21 protein-coding genes are annotated in these 20,988 nt (G+C 64.4%); 10 read left to right on the forward strand and 11 right to left on the reverse strand.

All coding sequences use genetic code 11. The annotated features are described in order from the left end of the window. Positions 1–184 precede the first annotated feature (184 nt). A complete protein-coding gene (locus ASG39_RS03985; protein ID WP_062592978.1) occupies positions 185–1,399 on the reverse strand; it encodes an NADP-dependent isocitrate dehydrogenase in 1,215 nt (404 codons plus the stop codon). A 187-nt stretch (positions 1,400–1,586) separates the two neighbouring features. Between ASG39_RS03985 and ASG39_RS03990 the strand changes: the two genes are divergently transcribed. The 5 genes from ASG39_RS03990 to ASG39_RS04010 all read left to right on the forward strand — a co-directional run bounded on the left by ASG39_RS03990 (position 1,587) and on the right by ASG39_RS04010 (position 7,686). After that, on the forward strand, positions 1,587–3,728 hold the full coding sequence (locus ASG39_RS03990) for an FUSC family protein (protein WP_062592981.1): 2,142 nt from the start codon (positions 1,587–1,589) through the stop codon (positions 3,726–3,728). Next, the gene (locus tag ASG39_RS03995; RefSeq protein WP_082476898.1) at positions 3,725–4,273 is read left to right on the forward strand and encodes a hypothetical protein; all 549 of its coding nucleotides are present in this window, start codon (positions 3,725–3,727) and stop codon (positions 4,271–4,273) included. The genes ASG39_RS03990 and ASG39_RS03995 overlap by 4 nt, the downstream gene beginning before the upstream one ends. 144 nt (positions 4,274–4,417) lie before the next feature. Then, entirely contained in the window at positions 4,418–5,275 is an 858-nt protein-coding gene (locus ASG39_RS04000) for an RNA methyltransferase (RefSeq protein ID WP_062592983.1), read from the forward strand. 1 nt (position 5,276) lies between these two features. Then, positions 5,277–6,071 (forward strand): glutamate racemase, encoded by a 795-nt coding sequence (murI, locus tag ASG39_RS04005; protein ID WP_062592985.1) that lies wholly within the window; start codon positions 5,277–5,279, stop codon positions 6,069–6,071. 103 nt (positions 6,072–6,174) lie between these two features. Beyond that, positions 6,175–7,686, forward strand: coding sequence for an ATP-binding protein (locus ASG39_RS04010; protein WP_062592987.1), 1,512 nt, complete (start codon positions 6,175–6,177; stop codon positions 7,684–7,686). A 2-nt stretch (positions 7,687–7,688) separates the two neighbouring features. On the opposite strand, the gene ASG39_RS04015 is transcribed toward ASG39_RS04010, so the two are convergent. Both ASG39_RS04015 and ASG39_RS23635 read right to left on the reverse strand, forming a co-directional pair. Beyond that, a complete protein-coding gene (locus ASG39_RS04015; protein WP_062592989.1) occupies positions 7,689–8,120 on the reverse strand; it encodes a TA system VapC family ribonuclease toxin in 432 nt (143 codons plus the stop codon). Next, positions 8,074–8,313, reverse strand: coding sequence for a hypothetical protein (locus ASG39_RS23635; RefSeq protein ID WP_156468001.1), 240 nt, complete (start codon positions 8,311–8,313; stop codon positions 8,074–8,076). Before ASG39_RS23635 ends, ASG39_RS04015 begins: the two co-directional genes overlap by 47 nt. 263 nt (positions 8,314–8,576) lie before the next feature. Between ASG39_RS23635 and rpsD the strand changes: the two genes are divergently transcribed. The 4 genes from rpsD to ASG39_RS04035 all read left to right on the forward strand — a co-directional run bounded on the left by rpsD (position 8,577) and on the right by ASG39_RS04035 (position 12,079). After that, positions 8,577–9,194: a 30S ribosomal protein S4 gene (gene rpsD, locus ASG39_RS04020; RefSeq protein ID WP_062592992.1), complete on the forward strand. Its 618-nt coding sequence runs from the start codon at positions 8,577–8,579 to the stop codon at positions 9,192–9,194. 101 nt (positions 9,195–9,295) lie between these two features. After that, the gene (locus ASG39_RS04025) at positions 9,296–10,240 is read left to right on the forward strand and encodes a glutaminase (protein ID WP_062592994.1); all 945 of its coding nucleotides are present in this window, start codon (positions 9,296–9,298) and stop codon (positions 10,238–10,240) included. 205 nt (positions 10,241–10,445) lie between these two features. Continuing rightward, positions 10,446–11,255, forward strand: a complete 810-nt coding sequence (gene ttcA, locus ASG39_RS04030; RefSeq protein WP_162242409.1) for a tRNA 2-thiocytidine(32) synthetase TtcA — start codon at positions 10,446–10,448, stop codon at positions 11,253–11,255. Continuing rightward, a complete protein-coding gene (locus ASG39_RS04035; protein ID WP_062592996.1) occupies positions 11,252–12,079 on the forward strand; it encodes an inositol monophosphatase family protein in 828 nt (275 codons plus the stop codon). The genes ttcA and ASG39_RS04035 overlap by 4 nt, the downstream gene beginning before the upstream one ends. Before the next feature lie 77 nt (positions 12,080–12,156). Here the strand turns inward: ASG39_RS04035 and ASG39_RS04040 are convergent, their stop codons facing one another. The 7 genes from ASG39_RS04040 to ASG39_RS04070 form a co-directional block, all read right to left on the reverse strand. Then, the gene (locus ASG39_RS04040) at positions 12,157–13,434 is read right to left on the reverse strand and encodes a multidrug effflux MFS transporter (RefSeq protein ID WP_062592998.1); all 1,278 of its coding nucleotides are present in this window, start codon (positions 13,432–13,434) and stop codon (positions 12,157–12,159) included. 30 nt (positions 13,435–13,464) lie between these two features. Next, complete coding sequence (locus ASG39_RS04045; RefSeq protein WP_062592999.1) at positions 13,465–14,721, reverse strand: multidrug effflux MFS transporter; 1,257 nt, start codon at positions 14,719–14,721, stop codon at positions 13,465–13,467. Positions 14,722–15,174: 453 nt separating this feature from the next. Beyond that, on the reverse strand, positions 15,175–15,510 hold the full coding sequence (gene grxD / locus ASG39_RS04050; RefSeq protein WP_062593001.1) for a Grx4 family monothiol glutaredoxin: 336 nt from the start codon (positions 15,508–15,510) through the stop codon (positions 15,175–15,177). Between the two features lie 165 nt (positions 15,511–15,675). Next, complete coding sequence (locus ASG39_RS04055) at positions 15,676–15,906, reverse strand: hypothetical protein (RefSeq protein WP_062593003.1); 231 nt, start codon at positions 15,904–15,906, stop codon at positions 15,676–15,678. A gap of 4 nt (positions 15,907–15,910) precedes the next feature. Further along, positions 15,911–16,144, reverse strand: a complete 234-nt coding sequence (locus ASG39_RS04060; protein ID WP_062593005.1) for a BolA family transcriptional regulator — start codon at positions 16,142–16,144, stop codon at positions 15,911–15,913. A gap of 52 nt (positions 16,145–16,196) precedes the next feature. Beyond that, complete coding sequence (gene purL, locus ASG39_RS04065) at positions 16,197–18,428, reverse strand: phosphoribosylformylglycinamidine synthase subunit PurL (RefSeq protein ID WP_062593007.1); 2,232 nt, start codon at positions 18,426–18,428, stop codon at positions 16,197–16,199. Positions 18,429–18,636: 208 nt separating this feature from the next. Then, on the reverse strand, positions 18,637–20,046 hold the full coding sequence (locus ASG39_RS04070; protein WP_062593009.1) for a PLP-dependent aminotransferase family protein: 1,410 nt from the start codon (positions 20,044–20,046) through the stop codon (positions 18,637–18,639). Positions 20,047–20,133: 87 nt separating this feature from the next. Here ASG39_RS04070 and ASG39_RS04075 point away from each other — a divergent pair, with 87 nt between their 5' ends. Continuing rightward, a complete protein-coding gene (locus ASG39_RS04075) occupies positions 20,134–20,409 on the forward strand; it encodes a DUF1127 domain-containing protein (protein WP_156468002.1) in 276 nt (91 codons plus the stop codon). Between the two features lie 146 nt (positions 20,410–20,555). Here ASG39_RS04075 and ASG39_RS04080 read toward each other — a convergent pair whose 3' ends face one another. Then, positions 20,556–20,945, reverse strand: coding sequence for a hypothetical protein (locus ASG39_RS04080; RefSeq protein WP_062593012.1), 390 nt, complete (start codon positions 20,943–20,945; stop codon positions 20,556–20,558). Positions 20,946–20,988 lie beyond the last annotated feature (43 nt).

Raw genomic sequence — 20,988 nt, forward strand, 5'->3', positions numbered from 1 at the left:
GCTCCGGAGCATGTTAAAACGCTTCGACTTTTCTTCGAACCGCAAAAACGCTCTCGTCGTCGTTTTCCCGCAAAACCGCTTCGGACTGTTGTCGGACGTGTCCGCTCGAGTTACCGGGGGCCCGAAACGAAAGAACCCGGCGGTGAAGCCGGGTTCGATGTCGTGGTGGTCGATCGGGGCCGTATCAGGCCGCCATGGCCTTGCCGAGGTTCTCGTCGATCTTGTCGAGGAAGCCCGTGGTGGAGAGCCAGGGCTGATCGGGGCCGATGAGCAGCGCGAGGTCCTTGGTCATGTAGCCGTCTTCGACGGTCTCGATGCAGACGCGCTCCAGCGTGTCGGCGAACTTCGTCAGCTCGGCATTGCCGTCGAGCTTGGCGCGATGGGCGAGGCCGCGCGTCCAGGCGAAGATCGAGGCGATCGAATTGGTCGAGGTTTCCTCGCCCTTCTGGTGCTGGCGGTAGTGGCGCGTGACCGTGCCGTGCGCGGCTTCGGCTTCCACCGTCTGGCCATCCGGCGTCATCAGAACCGAGGTCATCAGGCCGAGCGAGCCAAAACCCTGCGCCACGATGTCGGACTGGACGTCGCCGTCATAGTTCTTGCAGGCCCAGACATAACCGCCCGACCATTTCAGCGCCGAGGCGACCATGTCGTCGATCAGGCGATGTTCGTACCAGATCTTGGCTTCCTTGAACTTCGTCGCGAATTCCGTTTCGAAGACATGCTGGAAGATGTCCTTGAAGCGGCCGTCATAGACCTTGAGGATGGTGTTCTTGGTCGAGAGATAGACCGGAACGCCGCGCTGCAGGCCGTAGTTGAGCGATGCGCGGGCGAAATCGGTGATCGATTCGTCGAGGTTGTACATGCCCATGGCCACGCCGGCGGCCGGAGCGTCATAGACGTCGCGCTCGATGACCGTGCCATCGTCGCCGACGAACTTCATGGTCAGCTTGCCCTTGCCGGGGAACTTGAAATCGGTTGCGCGATACTGGTCGCCGAAGGCGTGGCGGCCGACGATGATCGGCTTGGTCCAGCCGGGCACGAGACGCGGCACGTTCCTGCAGATGATGGGCTCGCGGAAGATGACGCCGCCCAGGATGTTGCGGATCGTGCCGTTCGGCGATTTCCACATGGTCTTCAGGCCGAATTCCTCGACGCGGGCTTCGTCCGGCGTGATCGTCGCGCACTTGACGCCGACGCCGTGCTTCTTGATGGCGTTGGCGGCGTCGATCGTGACCTTGTCGTCGGTCGCATCGCGGTTTTCCATCCCGAGATCGTAGTATTCGAGGTCGATGTCCAGATAGGGGTGGATCAGCTTGTCCTTGATGAACTGCCAGATGATGCGGGTCATCTCGTCGCCGTCGAGTTCGACGACGGGATTGGCAACCTTGATCTTGGTCATGAAAACGTGCCTCGTAGCTTGGAATGGGGCTCGGTGTGTGAATGCCCCCGTTTGCGGAACGGACGATAGCTGGCGCTATAGCATTGGCAAGGCCGAAGGCAAAGGCCTCAGGCAGGGGGCTGCACGGTAAACATGTGCGGGTTTTGCAATCTTATCGTTTGAAAACAGTGGATCGGGTTGAGTGCACATGACCGTGGACGTCTCCTCCCTTCGTGATCGGCTGCTGGCCAACGACCCGGCATTTTCGCGGCTGCGAACCGGCCTGCGGGTGACGCTGAGCGTCTGCCTGTCCGTCGGTCTTCTCGCGGCGCTGCACACACTCTGGTTTCCGCTCCCCAAGGCGGCCTACGCGCTGGCCATCACGCTGTCGATCCAGAGCGGCCTTTCGGTCAAGGACGCCACGATGCGCGATCAGTTCGTGACGCGGCTTCTCGGCTGCGGCGTCTGTCTCGGCGTCGTGGCGCTCGCGGCCCTTCTGGAGGGCACGCGATCTGTCTCGGATCTCGTCTTCCTCGTGTTGATCTTCGTCGCGACCTATGCGCGCGTCTTCGGGCCGCGCGGTTTCGCGCTCGGCATGTTCGCCTTCATGTCCTTTTTCATCGGCGCCTATCTCAAGCCTGCGCTCGGCGACCTGCCCCTGGCGGCGATCGGGCCGTTGACGGCGCTTCTGGTCGGGCAGGGCGTCCGCCGTTTTGTTCTGGCCGACGACTGGCGGGTCGATCTCGGCCGGGCCGTGGCCGCGGTGGAAACGCGGGTCGATCGCATTCTCTCGGAGATCTCGGCCACCGCCGGCGGCATCGAAGACCGCGACCTGCGGACGATGGATCGAGCCATGGAGGGGCCGATGGACGGGCCAATGGACGGGCAGGTCGAGCGGCTGAAGGATGCGGTGCTGATGGCCGAGAGCTTCGTGCCGGCGCGGCCGGAAACGGACGGGCGACACGATGCGGAACGGGACGATCCCCGCCGCAGCGCGGTCACGGTCTGCCTGTTCGAACTGCATGTGGCCGCCGAAAGCCTCGTCGTTCTCTCCCGCCAGGCCTTTCCGCCCGCGCGCCTCGTTTCCGCACTGCGCGGGGGCACGCGGGAGACGGTCGAGCGGCTGGCCCGCAAAGCGTCGCGCGCGGCGGCGGATGACGTCACGCTGCAGGAGACCGTCGATGCCTGCCTGTCGCTCGATGCGGTGCGCCGGCGGCTTGCGGCCGCGGTGTCGCAGCTTGTCTCGGCACCCGACGTTTCCCTGTCGGCAAAGCCGGGCCCTGTCAATGCCGGCGCGCCGACGTGGCCGGACTTCTCGCTCGCCAATCCGGCGGTGCGGAGCGCGATCCAGATCACGCTGGCCTCGGCAATCGCGATGGTGTTCGGGCTGATGCTGTCGCGGGAGCGATGGTTCTGGGCCGTGCTTTCGGCCTTTCTCGTCTTCACCAATACGCGCTCGCGCGGAGACACGGCGATGCGCGCCGTTCAGCGGTCGGTCGGAACGTTCTTCGGCATCACGGTCGGCCTCGTCGCGGCGAGCCTGCTGCAGACGATGACGCCGCTCATTCTGATTCTGGCCGCTCTCTGCGTCTTCCTCGCCTTCTATCTTCTGGCGGTGTCCTACGCGGCCATGACCTTCTTCGTGTCGATCGTCCTGGCGCTGGTCTACAGCCTGATCGGCAGCCTGACCTTGGATATTCTGGTGCTGCGGCTGGAGGAAACGATGATCGGCTCCTTTGCCGGGCTCGCGGTCGCGTTCCTCGTCTTTCCCGCGCGCACGGAGGCGCTGGCGGGGGAGGCGTTGGGGCGGTGGTGTGCGGCGCTGCGGCGTCTGCTCGCGGACGCCGCCGAGGGGCGCAGCAGCTTCGATCTCATTCACCGGTCGCAGGCGCTGGAGCAGGCCTATGCGGAGCTCTCCTCGGTCGTGCGGCCGCTCGGCTCTTCCTGGCAGCTCGTCACCCGGCCGGGCGTCGTGCGCCAGACGCTGATGACCCTGATGGCGGCGACCTACTGGGCGCGAACTTTTGCCGGTGGGCTGGCTGCGGCAGGCGGTCCGGAAGGGGAGACGGGCGGCGATCGGCTTCGATCCGAGCGGATGGCCCCGCTCGTTGCGGAGGCGCTTGCGGCCGTCGATCGGATCGAGGCGAAGGGCGGCGCTTTATTTTTGACCAAGCGCATATCCCTGCCGCGCAAGCGCCGTCATTTCCGCCTATCGCGGCAATCGTCCCTCGTCGGGCTGGAAATGATCGCGCGGACACTGTCGCGATTGGAGCCGGCGCCGCAAGCGGGGGACGCGCCACAGACACCCCCGCGCGATGGTCCGGGGACGCATCAGGAGAGCCCTGCGTGAAACGAACCCTTGTCTTCACCCTTCTTGCCATGGCCGGATCGGGCGCTCTGGCAACGACTTTGGCGGCCACCGCGGCGCAGGCGGCCGATGTCACGGCGCCCGTGAAGGAAATCATGACGGAGGCCCAGAACGGCTGGTCGGAAAATCCGGTCGGGGAGCCGCGGGATTATTTCGACGAGGAGCGCCTGAAGCGGATCTACAGCCAGGATTTCGCGCGCGTCTACACGGATGCCACGCGTTTCCCGGCCTTCGAGGATGGCGATTCGCCGCTCGACTACGATCCGATCGTGAGCGGTCAGGACAGCTGCTCGCTGAAGGACGTCAAGATCGTGCCGGCGGCGCCTGAGGGTGCCCGGGCCGATGTCGCCGTGACCTTCGACAATATTTCCTGCCTTGAGGATCCGGGCGAGCGCAAGCCCGCCGAACTGCACTTCATCGTCGTCGAGGAAAACGGAAAACCCGTGATCGACGATATCCTGCGGGGCGGCGAGCAGGGGTCGCTGAAGGCGGAACTCGTGGCCATCGCCGCGCAGGGCGCCCAGTAGCCGGCGTCTTTCAAAATCTGCCGATCTATGCGACGTAGCGGCGATCTTGGACGGGTGCGGGACGATGCGACACCGACGGCCGGCGTTAAGGCCGTGGACCGTCTGACCGTCGGCCAAGCCCGCACAGCTTTGAATGAGGACGATATGGCAGGCACGAACAGCGAGCGCCCGCTTCTGGCGGAAGGACCGGCGATCATTCTGGTTCATCCGCAGCTCGGCGAGAACATCGGCATGGTGGCGCGGGCAATGGCGAATTTCGGGCTGGCCGAGCTGCGCCTCGTCAATCCGCGCGACGGCTGGCCGAGCGAGAAGGCGCAGGCGGCCGCCAGCCGTGCCGACCATGTCATCAACCAGGCCAAGCTCTACGAGACCACGGAGGAGGCGGTTGCCGACCTCAATTTCGTCTATGCGACGACGGCGCGCGACCGTTACGGCTACAAGCCGGTGCGCGCGCCCGGTGTCGCGGCCGAGACGCTGCGTGGTCGTTTCGTCCGCGGCGAGAAGACCGGCATCCTCTTCGGGCGCGAGCGCACGGGCCTGACCAATGAGGAGATCGCGCTGGCCGACGAGATCGTGACCTTTCCGGTCAATCCGGCCTTCGCCTCGCTCAATCTCGCGCAAGCCGTTCTCCTGATGTCCTACGAGTGGATGAAGACATCCATGGTGTCGGAGGAGCAGACATCCTTTCAGGCCCTGCCGCAGCAGCCGGCAACGAAGACGGACCTGCAGGGGCTGTTCGACCATGTGGAAGAGGCGCTCGACGCGCGCGGTTACTTCCGGCCGCTCGCCAAGCGTCCGAAGCTGGTCGACAACCTGCGCGCCGTGCTGACGCGGCCGAGCTTCAGCGCCACGGAAATCCGCGTCATTCGCGGCGTCATCTCCTCGCTCGACCGGTTTACGCGGGAAACGCCGCGCGGTGCGGGCGCGCCTGCCGATGGACGCAGCGGCGCCGGCCGGCCGGCCGTGCCGGAAACGACGACGCCAGACGAGAGCGACGCCTGACATGAAGCCGGTCCTCGTCTTCGACAGCGGTATCGGCGGGCTGACGGTTCTGCGCGAGGCGCGCGTGCTGATGCCGGAACGGCACTTCGTCTATGTCGCGGACGATGCCGGCTTTCCCTATGGCGGCTGGACGGACGAGCCGGCGCTGAAGGCGCGCATCATCGGCCTGTTCGACGACCTCTTGGCGGAGCACGATCCGGAGGTCTGCATCGTCGCCTGCAACACGGCGTTCACGCTGGTGGGCGCGGATCTGCGCGCGGCCTTTCCGCAGATGCGCTTCGTCGGCACCGTTCCCGCGATCAAGCCGGCCGCCGAGCGGACCCGATCCGGCATGGTCTCCGTGCTCGCCACCCCCGGCACGGTGAAGCGCGCCTATACGCGCGACCTGATCCAGTCCTTCGCCGCGCAGTGCGATGTCCAGCTGGTGGGGTCGCAGCCTTTGGCGGCCATGGCGGAGGCCTATATTCGCGGCGAGACGCTCGACGACGCGGCCGTGCTGGCGGAAATCGCGCCCTGTTTTCGGGAGGTTGGCGGGCGCCGCACCGATATCGTCGTGCTCGCCTGCACGCATTATCCCTTCATGGCGAACCTCTTCCGCAAGCTGGCGCCCTGGCCGGTCGATTGGCTCGATCCGGCAGAGGCGATCGCCCGGCAGACCCGCCGGCTGGTGCCGGCCCCGGAAAACTATGTGCCGCTGACGGGAATCGATCCCGCTATCTTCACATCGGGAACGCCGGATTTTCCCACCCGACGCCTGATGCAGGGGTTCGGGTTGACGGTGTCGCCGCCGCTTTAGCTGTGGGTTGCGCCCGATGATGGGCGCGGGGCGGGGGAAAATCTGATAGGCCTGAAGGCTGGCAGCGTGGCGGCGCGGCATTCCAGACGAGAACGAGGGTTTCATGAAGGTCGGCATCGACATGGGGACGGCGCTGGACGGCAAGTCCGTACCGCTCGATATCGAGGAACTGCTGGCGACGCGCCTTCTGGTGCAGGGCAATTCCGGCTCCGGCAAGTCGCATCTGCTCCGCCGTCTTCTCGAGCAGTCCGCGCCTTGGGTGCAGCAGTGCATCATCGATCCCGAAGGCGACTTCGTGACGCTGGCCGACAAGTTCGGCCATGTCGTCGTCGAGGGCGAACGGACCGAGGCAGAGCTTGTCGGCATCGCCTCGCGCATCCGCCAGCATCGCGTTTCCTGCGTGCTGTCGCTCGAAGGGCTCGATATCGAGCAGCAAATGCGCACGGCCGGTCTTTTCCTCAACGCGCTGTTCGATGCCGACCGCGAGTTCTGGTATCCGATCCTTGTCGTGGTCGATGAGGCGCAGCTTTTTGCGCCCTCCGTCGGCGGCGACGTAACGGAGGAGGTGCGCAAGCTCTCGCTCGGCGCCATGACCAACCTCATGTGTCGTGGCCGCAAGCGCGGTCTCGCCGGCGTGATCGCGACCCAGCGGCTGGCAAAGCTTGCCAAGAACGTGGCGGCGGAAGCCTCCAACTTCCTGATGGGACGCACCTTTCTCGATATCGACATGGCGCGCGCCGCTGACCTTCTTGGCATGGACCGGCGGACGGCGGAGATGTTCCGCGACCTGAAGCGCGGCTCGTTCGTGGCGCTCGGACCGGCTTTGTCGCGTCGGCCTCTGCCGGTGACGATCGGCACGGTGGAGACCTCGGCGCGGTCCACGAGCCCGATGCTGACGCCGCTGCCGGAGGCGCTGGCGGACGTGGAAGACCTGATCTTCACGCCCGATCCGGACGAACTGACCCGGCCGCTGACGCGCCGCGCCGCGCCCGCACCCCGGCCGGCGACCGATATCCTCGCCGAACTCTCGCGTCCCCGTCCGGACCCGGTCGCACCCGTCGAGGTGCGGCCGCAGCAGCCCGACATGCCGCCCGCCGACCGGGAGGCGCTGCTCGACCAGATCCTTGCCGAAATCCTCGATCATCCCGGTGCGGCCTTTCGGGCCGATGCCGAGCTCTTCCAGGATTTTCTCGTGCGCTGCCGCATACGCCGGGTGCCGGGTGCTGCTCTGTCCCTCTCCGCCTTCCGCCGCAAGATGGCGATCAGCCGTTCCGGCGTCGATGCCGACACCGCCTCCACCGACGCGTGGAAGACGGCGCTCGACCTGTCGCGGCAGGTGACGGAAGATCTGCAGGGCGTGTTCCTGAATGTCGCGCAGGCGGCTTTGCGCGGACTCTCGTGCCCGTCCGACCTGATGATCGCGCGCGCCTACGGAACGCATTCGGCCAGACGGGCCCGCCGTCTCCTCGGCTATTTCGAGGAACAGGGCCTGGTCGTCGTGCATGGCGATGCATCGGGCCGGCGGATCGTCGCGTTTCCCGATCTGAACGCAGAGACGGCGCCGGGCGACCCGAACGCCGCGCTCGACATGGATGAGCGGAGCGCTGCTGAGTAGGGTCAGGTGGGGATAAGGTGAAGGGCGTCGGCGCCACCGATGACGGCCTGCCTCGACAGGCGCCGGTCGAAGGTCGCCAGCTTGCCGCCCTTCGATGCTGCGAGGCCGAGGAGATAGGTGCCGGTGCTGTCTTTGGAGGACAGGCCCTTCAGATCGAAGATGGCGCGATCCGTCAGGCTGATATCGTCTGACCAGAATTGATGGTTTCCCCGCAAACGGAGCGATGAAAGGGCGGCTTGCGCTGCGGCGCAGTGGCGCACGGTGTTGCTGTAGGCGGCGTTTGAAAGAATGCGGATCAGGCCGTTTTCCGTGATGGGGCATGTCGCCCAGCCGTCCAGGACCTGTGTGGCGAACCACTCCTCCACGAGGTCATGATGGGCATGCTTCTCATCGGCCAGCGCGATCAGGAGGTTGACGTCCAGCAGAAAAATCATTGGCTCGGCGAACCTCCTCCTCGTCCATCTCTTCCTCAATCTGCCGGATATGTTCCAACGCAGCGGCTTTATCGTTCGCCATACCCAGACGCGCCATTTCGGAGATCACGCTGGCGACCGGGCGGCTCTGGCGTTCGGCAACCCTTCTGGCGGTCTCGAACACGTCGTCATCGATGTTCAAGGTTATCTGCATCGCTCGTCCTTTGATTGTCTCTCATATACAGGAGAAGCGTTGCCCGCTCAACGCATCCCGATGTTGACAATTCCATGACTTGTCCCTAAACACCGCGACAACGCCGGGCCGCAAAGCCCGGTGTTTTATTTGACATGTCCCGTGGCGTCTCCGTTAGCGTAATGTGAGATACCTGTCAGAACGGCGCAAGCGGTTCAGAGGAGGGCGTGTTTCCTTCATCCTGTCTGGCAACGGGCGGGTGCAACGTTCTGAAAGGAAATGCGATGAGCAAGCGCGAATCGTCCAAGTACAAAATCGATCGCCGTATGGGCGAGAACATCTGGGGTCGTCCGAAGTCCCCGGTGAACCGCCGCGAATACGGCCCCGGCCAGCACGGCCAGCGTCGCAAGTCCAAGCTCTCGGACTTCGGTGTCCAGCTGCGCGCCAAGCAGAAGCTCAAGGGCTACTACGGCGATATCCGCGAGAAGCAGTTCCGCGCGATCTACGACGAAGCCAACCGCCGCAAGGGCGACACCTCGGAGAACCTGATCGGTCTGCTCGAATCGCGTCTCGACGCGATCGTGTACCGCGCCAAGTTCGTGCCCACGGTCTTTGCTGCCCGTCAGTTCGTCAACCATGGCCACGTCACGGTCAACGGCGTTCGCGTCAACATCGGTTCGTATCGCTGCAAGGTCGGCGACGTGATCGAAGTTCGCGAAAGGTCCAAGCAGCTCGTGTCCGTTCTCGAAGCTGTCGGCCTCGCCGAGCGTGACGTTCCCGACTACGTCGAAGTCGATCACAACAAGATGGTTGCGACCTTCGCGCGTATTCCGTTCCTTGCCGACGTGCCTTACGCCGTCATCATGGAACCGAACCTCGTCGTCGAATTCTATTCGCGATAAGCTTTCGGCCAGGCTTCGGCCTTGCACATTCGGGAAAAAGCCGCTCCATTCGGGGCGGCTTTTTTCATGCGGAAACGGTCATGCAACGACGTGAGGACCCCATGTCGGATACGGACACTCTCGATCTCCAATCTGTGCTCGACGACATCTACGCCGCCATCGAGCCGCGGCGGGGCGAGGGCAAGGTTGCCGATTACATCCCCCAGCTCGCGCGAATCGATCCTGAGCGTTTTGGCATGGCGATCGTCACGGTCGATGGCACGGTGTTTTCCGTCGGCGATGCTGCGATCCCCTTTTCGATCCAGAGCATCTCCAAGGTGTTTACGCTGACCCTGGCGCTCGGCAAGCATGGCGAGCGCCTGTGGAGCCGCGTGGGGCGCGAGCCGTCCGGTACCGCCTTCAACTCGATCGTGCAGCTGGAGCACGAGGGCGGAAAGCCGCGCAATCCCTTCATCAATGCGGGCGCCATCACCATCAGCGACCTCATTCTCGCCGGCCATACGCCGCGGGAGGTGATCGGCGAGATCCTGCGGTTCATGCGGATGCTCGCCGATGACGAGGATATCTCGATCGATCCGCAGGTGGCGAAGTCCGAAGCCGCGACGGGCTTTCGCAATGCGGCCCTCGCCAATTTCATGCGATCCTTCGGCAAGCTCGATCATCCGGTGGAGCATGTGCTCGGCGTCTATTTTCACCATTGCGCCATTGCCATGACCTGCGTCCAGCTGGCCAAGGCCGGGCTCTTCCTTGCCAATAACGGGCAGCAGCCGGGAACCGGTCATTCGATCGTCTCACGCCAGCGGGCGCGGCGCATCAACGCGCTGATGCTGACCTGCGGTCATTATGACGGCTCCGGCGACTTCGCCTATCATGTCGGCCTTCCCGGCAAGAGCGGGGTCGGCGGCGGCATCATGGCGGTGGCGCCGGGCAAGGCCTCGGTCGCCGTCTGGTCGCCGGGGCTGAACGAGAACGGCAATTCGCAGCTCGGCTCGGCGGCGCTGGAGATGCTCGCAAACCGCACCGGATGGTCGGTGTTCGGCGCCTGAGGGAGCCTGCGTTCGATTTGTCTTGATCTTGCCACGCGGGGCGGGCATGGCAGGGCCATCCAACTGTCTGTGCGTGGCCGTCGGCATTCGCCTCGGAATGCGCCTGCCGGAAAGCCTCCTGATGACACCTCAATCCCTGCTGCTGAGCGACGACGCGCCTTCGCAGACCGCTTCGCCGGCAGAGCTGCCGGCGATCTTCCGCGGCATGCCGGACAGCGTCAGCTTCAACAAGCTGCGCAAGCGGCTCTTGCGCAACGTCCGCCAGGCGATCGACGATTTCGGCATGCTGAACGGGCAGAAGCGGTGGCTGATCGGCGTTTCCGGCGGCAAGGACAGCTACAGCCTGCTGGCGCTGCTGATCGACCTCAAATGGCGCGGCCTGCTGCCGGTCGAGCTGATCGCCTGCAATCTGGATCAGGGACAGCCGAACTTTCCAAAGCATATCCTGCCGGACTATCTGGCCTCGATCGGCGTGGCCCACCGAATCGAGTATCGCGACACCTATTCGATCGTGAAGGAGAAGGTGCCCGCAGGCGGGACCTATTGCGCGCTCTGCTCCCGTCTGCGGCGCGGCAATCTCTACCGGATCGCGCGGGAGGAGGGCTGCGACGCGCTCGTTCTCGGCCATCATCGGGAAGACATCCTCGAGACCTTCTTCATGAACTTCTTCCATGGCGGGCGGCTGGCGACGATGCCGGCCAAACTCGTCAACGACGAGGGCGACCTGACGGTGCTGCGTCCTCTCGCCTATGCGGCGGAGGACGATCTTGCGAAATTCGCCGCCGCCATGCAGTTTCCGATCATTCCCTGCGACCTCTGCGGCTCGCAGGACGGGCTGGAACGCAATGCGATGAAGGCGATGCTGGCGGACATCGAGGCGCGCATGCCCGGCCGCAAGGACACGATGCTGCGCGCGCTCGGCCATGCCAATCCATCGCATCTGCTCGACCCAAAACTCTTCGACTTCCAGTCGCTGACGACCCAGAAACCCCAGACAGTGGAACCGTTTTCATGACCCGCGAGATCGACATTGCCGGACTGGCCAACCTGCTGCAGGAGGCCGCCGCGGTCGAAATCATGCCGCGCTTCCGCAACCTCTCGAGCGGCGACGTGCGGATGAAGACCGAGGCGATCGACCTCGTCACCGAGGCGGACGAGGCGGCGGAGCGGTTGATCAAGGCGCGCATCGGCGATGTCGTGCCCGGCGCGCTGTTCATCGGCGAAGAGTCCGTTTCTGCCGATCCGGCGCTCCTCGACAAGCTTGCCGGTGCCGATCTCGCCGTCATCGTCGATCCGATCGACGGCACGTTCAACTATGCCGCGGGCATGCCGCTCTTCGGCGTCATGGCGAGCGTGATTGCGGGCGGCGAGACGATTGCCGGGATCATTTACGATCCCATGGGCAACGACTGGGTGATCGCCGAGAAGGGCGCAGGCGCCTGGTTGTGCCGCGCGGACGGATCGCAGGACCAGCTTTCGGTGACCCCGGCACCGACGACGCTGGCCGATCTCGTCGGCTGCGCCTCCACCGGTTTCTATGCGCCGGATGCGCGCCGGACCATCATGGGCAATATGGCGAGCGTGCGGATTGCGACCAGCTATCGCTGTGCCGCGCACGAATACCGCGCCTTTTCCGCCGGGCACTTCCACTTCCTCATGTATCAGAAGCTGATGCCGTGGGATCATCTGGCCGGCTGCCTGATTGCGGAAGAGGCGGGCGCCTATGTGCGTCGGTTCGATGGCTCGCGCTACCAGCCGCAGCACCTCGACGGCGGCCTGCTGGTCGCGTCCGACGAAGCGAGCTGGCACCTGCTGCGGCAGGAGGTTTTCACGATCTGAGGCGTGTCACCAGGGATCCAATGACAAAAGGGCGGCCACCGGGCCGCCCTTTTCGATTCTGTCTCCGAGCTTGTCGGTCAGTGGCCGCCCATGCCGGGTTCCATCTCCGGTTCGTCGCCCGGGTGGGTGAAGAGCTGGCCGCGTTCGGCCCAGAGCACGGCGAGGATGGTGAAGATGCCGAAAAGGGCGAAGCCGACGAAGAGCGGGCGCACCGTGCCATCGAACATCTGCCCGATCATGCCGCCGAGGAGCGCGCCGCCGGTGGTCGAGACGAAGCCGGTGACGGCGGTCGCCGTTCCTGCGATATGGCCCATCGGTTCCAAGCAGATGGCGGTGAAGTTGGTCGTGATCACGGCGAAGAACATCAGCATGATGCTGAGCATGAGATAGGTGAAGAGGAAGGACGGCGTGCCGAACAGCGCGACGCCGACGCCCAGCAGCCCGAGCGCCGTGAAGACGATCATGCAGGCGTGGGAAATGCGGCGCATGCCGAAGCGGCGAACGAAGTAACCGTTGACAAAGTTGGCGACCGCGATGCCGGAGGCCGTGCCGGCAAAGGCGATCGGCAGCCAGTCGCCGAGGCCGTAGACCGTTCCGAAGATCTGCTGCACCGTGACGATGAAGGTGCAGATGACCGCGGTGAACAGGGTGAGGCCGAGCATGTAGCCGCAGGTGATGCGGTTGGTGAGCACCGTGCGGAAGCCGCCCGAGATCGCGGCGACCGACAGCGGCAGCCGTTCCGAGACGGGCAGGGACTCACGCATGCGCATGCTCGCCCAGACGAACAGGATGGCGCCGATGACGCCGAGCAGGATGAAGATCCAGTGCCAATCGGCATAGGTGAGCACGGCCTGGCCGAAGGACGGCGCGAGGATCGGCACCAGCATGAAGACGATCATGATGTAGGACATCACCCGCGCCATCTCGCGGCCGTCGAAGCAGTCGCGCGTGATGGCAGTGGTGGTGATGCGGATCGCCGCGCCGCCGACGCCCTGCGCGAAGCGAAAGGCGAGGAGGGCGGTAAAACTTTCCGTCCAGGCGGCGGCGAAGGTCGTGACCGTGAAGATGGCAAGGCCGAGCAGCAGGATCGTGCGTCGGCCGAACGCATCCGCCAGGCTGCCGAAGACGAGCTGGGCAAAGCCGAAGCCGAAGAAATAGACGGCGATGACGAGCTGCGCGTCGTTCGGATTTGGCACGTTCAGCGAGCTGGCGATGTGCGGCAAAGCGGGCAGCATGCTGTCGATCGCGACGGCGATGCTCGCCGTCATCAGGGCGATGGTGACGACGAATTCGCGGAAGCCGAGCCCGATGCGTTGCGAGCCTTGCGGCAGAGGCGGCGTGGATGAGGTGGACATACGGATCTCGATTTCAAAGGTGGTTGCGGCTCAGCCGGCGGGGTGGTGGTGATCGGAGGAAAACAGGCGTCCCCGCTCGGCCAGAAGCACGAAGAAGAGGCCGATGATCGCGACGGCGAGGAAGCCAAAGGCCAGCGGCGTCACCGTGCCGTCGAAGGCCTGCCCGATCATGGCGCCGATCAGCGCGCCGCCGATGGTCTGCATGAAGCCGATGACGGACGACGCGGTGCCGGCGACATGGCCGAGGGGCTCCATCGCCATGGCGTTGAAATTGGCGCCGATCAGGCCGAACTGGAACATCGCGCTGCCATAGAGGATGGCGAACAGCCAGAACGGCAGGAAGCCGGCGGCGGAAAACAGCGCCCAGAAGGCGCTGGCGACGACGAAGAGCAGAAGCGCGATATGGGACACCCGGTGCATGCCATAGCGGCCGACGAGGCGCGAATTGGTGAAGGAGGCCACCGCCATCAGGCCTGCGAAACAGGCAAAGACCAGCGGGAAGTAGTTGCCGAGGCCGAAAACGCCGACCATGACCTGCTGGGCCGAATTGATGAAGCCGAACAGCGCGCCGAAGATGAAGGAGATCGAGAGCGCATAGCAGAGCGCCGTGCGGTTGCCGAGGACGATGGCGAAAGAGGCGGAAATGCCCTTGATCGTGAACGGCCGACGGCGATCCGTCGCGAGCGTCTCGGGAAGGTAGATCATGACCAGCACGGTGGCGACGAAGGCATAGACGGAGATGACCAGAAAGATCATGTGCCATTCGGCAAAGAGCATGACGAGCTGGCCGATGCTCGGCGCGATGACCGGCACGACCATGAAGACCATCATGACGAGGGACATGACCTCAGCCATCATGCGCCCGCCATAGATATCGCGGACGATGGAGACGCTGATGACGCGGGTGGCGGCAGCACCCAGGCCCTGCACGAAGCGCAGTGCGAGCAGGGCGCCGAAGCTCGGCACGAAGACGATGGCGAAGGCGCAGAGCGCGTAGATGAGCAGGCCGGCGATCAGCGGTATCTTCCGCCCGAACCTGTCCGACAGTGGCCCGAAGAACAGCTGGGCGCTGCCCATGCCGATCAGATAGGAGGTGATGACGAACTGGCGGCTGTTCTCGTCGGCGACGCCGAGGCTCTGCCCGATCTGCTGCAGGCCGGGCAGCATCATGTCGATCGACACGGCGTTGATCGACATCAGCATGGCCATGATGGCGATGAACTGGCCCTTCGACAATGGCATCGCGATGGCGGGTTCCGCGGCTACGGGCTCGGTTGTGGACGTCATTCTCAAAAGTCCTTCCCTCCCGCCGCTTCGCGGCAGGCGATCCGACAGGCGCACGCGGCGGCGTCACGCATCGGCCGGATGTTCAGCCATAGGTCGCAGATGATCCCGGGGATCAAGTTTGATCCCGGGCTTAATCCCGAGATCGACAGCCCATAGCGCTTTTCAACGAAATCTGCCGGAAACCGGCGATGATGGGAGGCATCGCTGCTGTCCCGGTCTGTTTGTGAGGAGGGGTCAACGCGTGATTCGGGACCCGACACATAACATATCGCGGCCCCCACGCCTTCGATAGCGCAATCCGGCAACAGATCGGTGACGAATGACCGTCCGCGACCACACGCAGACCGTGTCGAAGGCGAGCTTACCGTAAAAGCGCCGATTTCGCGGCAATGTCCTCAAAACAACGACCCCGGCGCTCGGCCGGGGATCGGAGGTCTTCCGGAGAAGGCGGGATCAGGCCGAGGCTTTGACCTCGACGCCGTTTTCCTGAAGGTGGGTCTGGAGCTCGCCGGCCTGGAACATCTCGCGGACGATATCGCATCCGCCGATGAACTCGCCCTTGATGTAGAGCTGGGGAACCGTCGGCCAGTTCGAATAATCCTTGATGCCCTGACGAAGGTCTGCATCCGCCAGCACGTTGACGCCCTTGTAATCCACGCCGAGGTAATCGAGGATCTGGACGACCTGTCCGGAGAAGCCGCATTGCGGAAACTGCGGGGTGCCCTTCATGAAGAGCACGATGTCGTTGGTCTTGACCTCATTGTCGATGAAATCGTTGATACCGCTCATTCTGGAATTCCTTCTCTGTCCCGTTTCAAGGACGGGTGTCGACAAGCCTTCACATAGCATGCCGCCACGCGATTTTCACCCGTCTCGGCGAAAAAAGGATGGGACCTCCGCATAACCGGTCGAGCCCGTCCCCTGCCTCATGCTGCAGTCTCCGCAGCCGATCCGTCAGACCCGCTTCTGCTTGCTGCGCGCCGCGGTGGTGCGCTTGCGGCTCACCTGTTTCTTCGGCGCCACAGCCTTGACGATCGCGTCCTTGACGAGCTCCGTGACCATGCCGGTCGGCGTGCGGGCTTGCCGTCTCCTGCGCTTCGTCGCGGTCGTGCCGCTCTTCTTCAGGATCTCCTTCAAGACCCCGTCGACGACGCCCGACATCAGAAGCTTCATGAGCCCTGCCATCGGCTTACTCCGGAACCGAGGTTTGCAGAGCCAGCGCGTGGAGCACGCCGCCCATATTGCCCTGAAGCGCGTTGTAGACCATCTGGTGCTGCTGCACGCGACTTTTGCCGCGGAAGGCTTCGGCCACGACTTCGGCCGCGTAATGATCGCCGTCGCCGGCAAGATCGCGGATGGTGACCTGCGCACCGGGAATGCCGGTCTTGATCATGTCCTCGATATCGCCCGGTTTCATCGCCATCTGGTGTCCTCCTTGTTCCCATGCCTGCTCGACCCTCGGGTCGGCAATCGGCTTATTCGGTCGCCGGCAATTCGCCGGACATGAAGTCAGGGAACCACGATTCATACGCCTTTTGCAATCTCTCGATCGGAACGGCGCGGGCAGCGCCGAGCGTGACCGTCGCGCCGCCGGTCTTGCCGATGACGGGGGCGTGGACGCCGCGAACTTCCGCGATTCTCTGGATTTCCTCGACATCGTCGGCCTTCACCGTGACGACGTAGCGGGCCTGGTCCTCTCCGAAGAAGACGGGGATCGGATCGCGGCCGTCGACTGCGTCGATCACGGCGCCGATATCGGAGGCAATGGCCATTTCGGCGATGGCAAGCGCCAGGCCGCCGGACGAGCAGTCATGCACCGCCGTGACGAGGCGATCGCGGATGAGTTCGCGGACCAGATCGCCCGACTTGCGCTCAAGTGCCAGATCGACAGGCGGCGGCGGACCGTCGGTGCGACCGTGGATGTCGCGCATATAGACCGACTGGGCGATATGCGTGCCGAGTTCGACCGGCGCGCCGACGAGGAGGATCGTCTCGCCTTCGGCGGCAAAGCGGATGCGCGCCATCTTCGACCAGTCGTCGATGAGGCCGACGCCGGCAATGGTCGGGGTCGGCAGGATCGCCTGGCCGTGCGTCTCGTTGTAAAGCGAGACATTGCCGGACACGATCGGGAAATCGAGTGCGAGGCAGGCTTCGCCGATGCCCTTGATGGCATGAACCAGCTGGCTCATGATCTCGGGCTTTTCCGGATTGCCGAAATTGAGGTTGTCGGTGGCGGCAAGCGGCAGTGCGCCCGTCGCGGTCATGTTGCGCCAGCATTCGGCCACCGCCTGCTTGCCGCCTTCGAACGCATCGGCTTCGACATAGCGGGGCGTGACGTCGGAGGAGAAGGCGAGCGCCTTGGTCGCGTGGCCCTCGACGCGGACAACGCCGGCATCGCCGCCCGGCAGCTGCAGCGAGTTGCCCTGGATCAGCGTGTCATATTGCTCGTAAACCCACCGGCGCGAGGCATTGTTCGGAGACCCGACGAGCTTGAGCAGGGCGTCGGCGATATCGGCCTGGGGAATGTCGTTTGCGGCCAGCGGGGCCGGAACCTTGGCCGGCGTCCAGGGGCGGTCGTATTCCGGGGCTTCGTCGCCCAGTTCCTTGATCGGCAGGTTGGCGACTTCTTCGCCCTGGTGCAGAACCCGGAAACGCAGATCGTCCGTGGTCTTGCCGACGATGGCGAAGTCCAGACCCCATTTGACGAAGATCGCCTTGGCGACCTCTTCCTTGGAGGGTTCGAGCACCATGAGCATGCGCTCCTGGCTTTCCGACAGCATCATTTCATAGGCCGTCATGCGCTCTTCGCGCACCGGCACCTGGTCGAGGATCAGCTCGATGCCGAGGTCGCCCTTGGCGCCCATCTCGACGGCCGAGCAGGTGAGGCCGGCGGCACCCATGTCCTGAATGGCGATCACGGCGCCGGTCTTCATCAGCTCAAGGCAGGCTTCGAGCAGGCATTTTTCGGTGAAGGGGTCGCCGACCTGGACGGTCGGGCGCTTCTCCTCGATCGATTCGTCGAATTCGGCCGAGGCCATCGTCGCGCCGCCGACACCGTCGCGACCGGTCTTGGCACCGAGATAGACGACGGGCAGGCCGACGCCCTTGGCTTCCGACAGGAAGATCGCGTCGGTCTTGGCAAGGCCCGCCGCGAACGCGTTGACGAGGATGTTGCCGTTGTAGCGCGCATCGAACTCGACCTCGCCGCCAACCGTGGGAACGCCGAAGGAATTGCCGTAGCCGCCAACGCCGGCCACGACGCCGGACACGAGATGGCGGGTCTTCGGATGATCCGGCGCGCCGAAACGCAGCGCATTCATGGCGGCGATCGGCCGGGCCCCCATGGTGAACACATCGCGCAGAATGCCGCCGACGCCGGTGGCCGCGCCCTGATAGGGCTCGATGAAGGAGGGATGGTTGTGGCTTTCCATCTTGAAGACGACGCAGTCGCCATCGTCGATATCAACGACGCCGGCATTTTCGCCTGGACCCTGAATGACACGCGGCCCCTTGGTCGGCAGCGTCTTCAACCACTTCTTGGAGGATTTGTACGAGCAGTGCTCGTTCCACATGGCCGAGAAGATGCCGAGTTCGGTAAAGCTCGGCTCGCGGCCGATCAGATCCAGGATGCGCTGGTATTCATCCGGCTTCAGGCCGTGGGAGGCAATGAGGTCCGGCGTGATCGGGCGGGCATTTGAGATGGCCATGTGCAAGTTCCCTGAGACGTTGGCCGGTTCTTAGCCGAAGCCTGCCCGTCGCGCGATAGGAAAATGCCATGGGAATGGCGTGGGATGGCGGGAAATGCGGTTTTTCCAGATCCTGTTTTTGAAGGGCGGCCCGCCGGTCAGACGTCGTCCTGCGGAGCCGCCCCGGGCCCGGCGGACGAGGCGCATGCGCGCGACGGGCGCATTCGGCTTAGCTGGCGCTGTCGTAGCCGGCGACGCCGCCGTCGAGAACGTTCCGGAGGAGCTGAAACCCCCGTCGGATGTCGTCGCTGCCATGATTGGAGAAGGCGATGCGCGCCCGATGATGCACCTTGTCGGAGCGCCCGGCCTTGAACTCGTCCTCGCCGTCGATGAGGACTCCGGCGTCGAAGGCGGCTGCCTTGAACGTTCCGGACAGCCAGGGCTCCGGCAATTGCAGCCAGAGGAAAGGGATCTGGGGCAGGGAGCGGAAGGTATGCCCCTCGAAAATCGCGCGTGCCAGTGTTTCCCGCGCCTGAAGTTCTGCGACGACACGGGTCCGGATCGCCTTCGCCTCACCCGAGAGAACAAGTCTCGCGGCGCATTCCGCAAGCAGAAAAGCCGTGCCGCCGGTGAGCATCTTGTGGGCGATCTTGACCCGGGCGGCGAAATGGGGCGGGCAGGACACCCAGCCGCCGCGCACGCCGGGCGACACGGATTTCGACAGGCCGGAGATGACGAAGGTCCGTTCCGGAGCCAGAGAGGCGAGCATCGGCTGCGTGTCGTTCAACAGGACGCCGTAGATATCGTCCTCGATCACGAGAACATTGTAGCGCCGGGCGAGGTTGGCAATCGTCTCGCGGCGTGCCCGGTCCATCGCGGCAAGGGTCGGGTTCTGGAGGGTCGGCATGAGAAAGACGACAGCCGGATGCTGCTGCTGGCAGATGCGCTCGAAATCGTCCGGCACGAGCCCCTGCGCGTCGGTTTCCCCGGCAAGGATGCGCCGGCCCATGAGGCTCAGCGCCCGGGCGACCTGGCTGTAGGTGAGGTTTTCAAACAGGATCCGATCCCCCGGTGCCGTTACCGCCGTGACGACGGAAACGATGGCGGCATGGGCGCCCTGCGTCACGACGATGCCCTCTGTCTCGGGCGTCCAGCCGGCGCGCGCCATCCAGAGGGCGCCCGCCTCCTGCCAATGCCCCGGTGCCGAGCGGGTGTAATCCGAGATCTCCGTCGGGTGATCGGCTGCGACCTTTGTCAGGATCGCCTCGATCACGGCGGCCTGTCCGACATGGGGCGCCCCGGTCGCATCGAATCGCAGCTTGCCGACCGGCGCCTCGAAAGGCTGTGTGCCGGCTAATGATCTGATCCCTCCCGTCGGCGTATCGGTGTGTGCCTTTCGCTCGCGGACATAGGTTCCCCGCCCGACTTCCCCCGCAACGAGGCCGCGTTCGTGCACGAGAGCATAGGCACGGCTGACCGTGCCGAGCGTCACGCCGATATCGAAGGCCAGATTGCGTTGGGCCGGAAGCTTTTCACCGGGCGGCAAAGCGCCGCTGTCGATCGCAGCCTCGATGGACTGCGCGAGCTTGAGATAGAGCGGTCCCTCTCCGGCGGAGAGGTCGGGAAGCCAGTTTGTCATGGTGACAATAATGACATTGTCTGATTGTATTTGTCAATTGTATCTATTGCTCAGTACCAGAGTTTCCGCCATCCGAGGATTACGATCATGGCACCCCAGAGCTATAACAATACAATTGATACAATATATCCAGATGGTTTTGAGCGCGAACGATTGTTCCGCTCGAGCGGCGATATGCTGTCCGCCACGGGACCGGTCGGACCCGGAATTTTCGCGCGTGTCTGGGAAAGGCTCGCCCATTGGCCGATGAAGCGCGCGGGACGGCTGGTGCTCAGGGACCTGACGGACGATCAGCTGAACGATATCGGCCTAACGCGCTGGGATATCCGCGCGGAGCTCGAAAGGTCGGCTTTCATCAAGTAGATGGCTTTTCAGCGGCGTGAGGCTTTGCTCGCACGGTTCCGTGCAAGCCGACAGTCTGCCAGACGGAAACGGGGCAGCGGCGCCCCTACGGGCTACGCCGAGACGTTACTTGCTGTGCGAATGGCTCGATGCGCGCGATCGTGCGCTCAGCAGCCTTTGTCGCCGGCCATCCAGCGCTTGATGTCGCCCGTCATACGGGTGCCGACCGGTTCGCTGAACAAGGGGCCGAAGGCGTCGACCTTGGCCGGATGGCCCTCGGCCTGGATGACCGCGAGCGGGCGGGCTTCCGGATTGTTGCGCTTGACGAGCAGGATGCGCGGGCGGCCCGAGAAGGAATTGAGTTCCGGTGCGAGGCGATAGGGCTTGAAGGCGGCATCGCCCGACTTGAACCAGCAGGCATTGGCGCTGATCGCGATGCGTTCCATCGTCGGCAGTGCTGCGACATTGCGCACCGGCGCGGGTGCAGGTGCCGACTGGCAGCCGGAGAGGAGCGCCGCGATGGCGGCAGCGATGGAGGACAGGCAGGCAGGATTCATCGCTGGGTCTCGGAAATGGGCCGGATCGTCCGGCAGCAGTGTC

It is taken from the genome of Rhizobium sp. Leaf371 (assembly GCF_001424045.1).
GTDB lineage: Bacteria > Pseudomonadota > Alphaproteobacteria > Rhizobiales > Rhizobiaceae > Ferranicluibacter.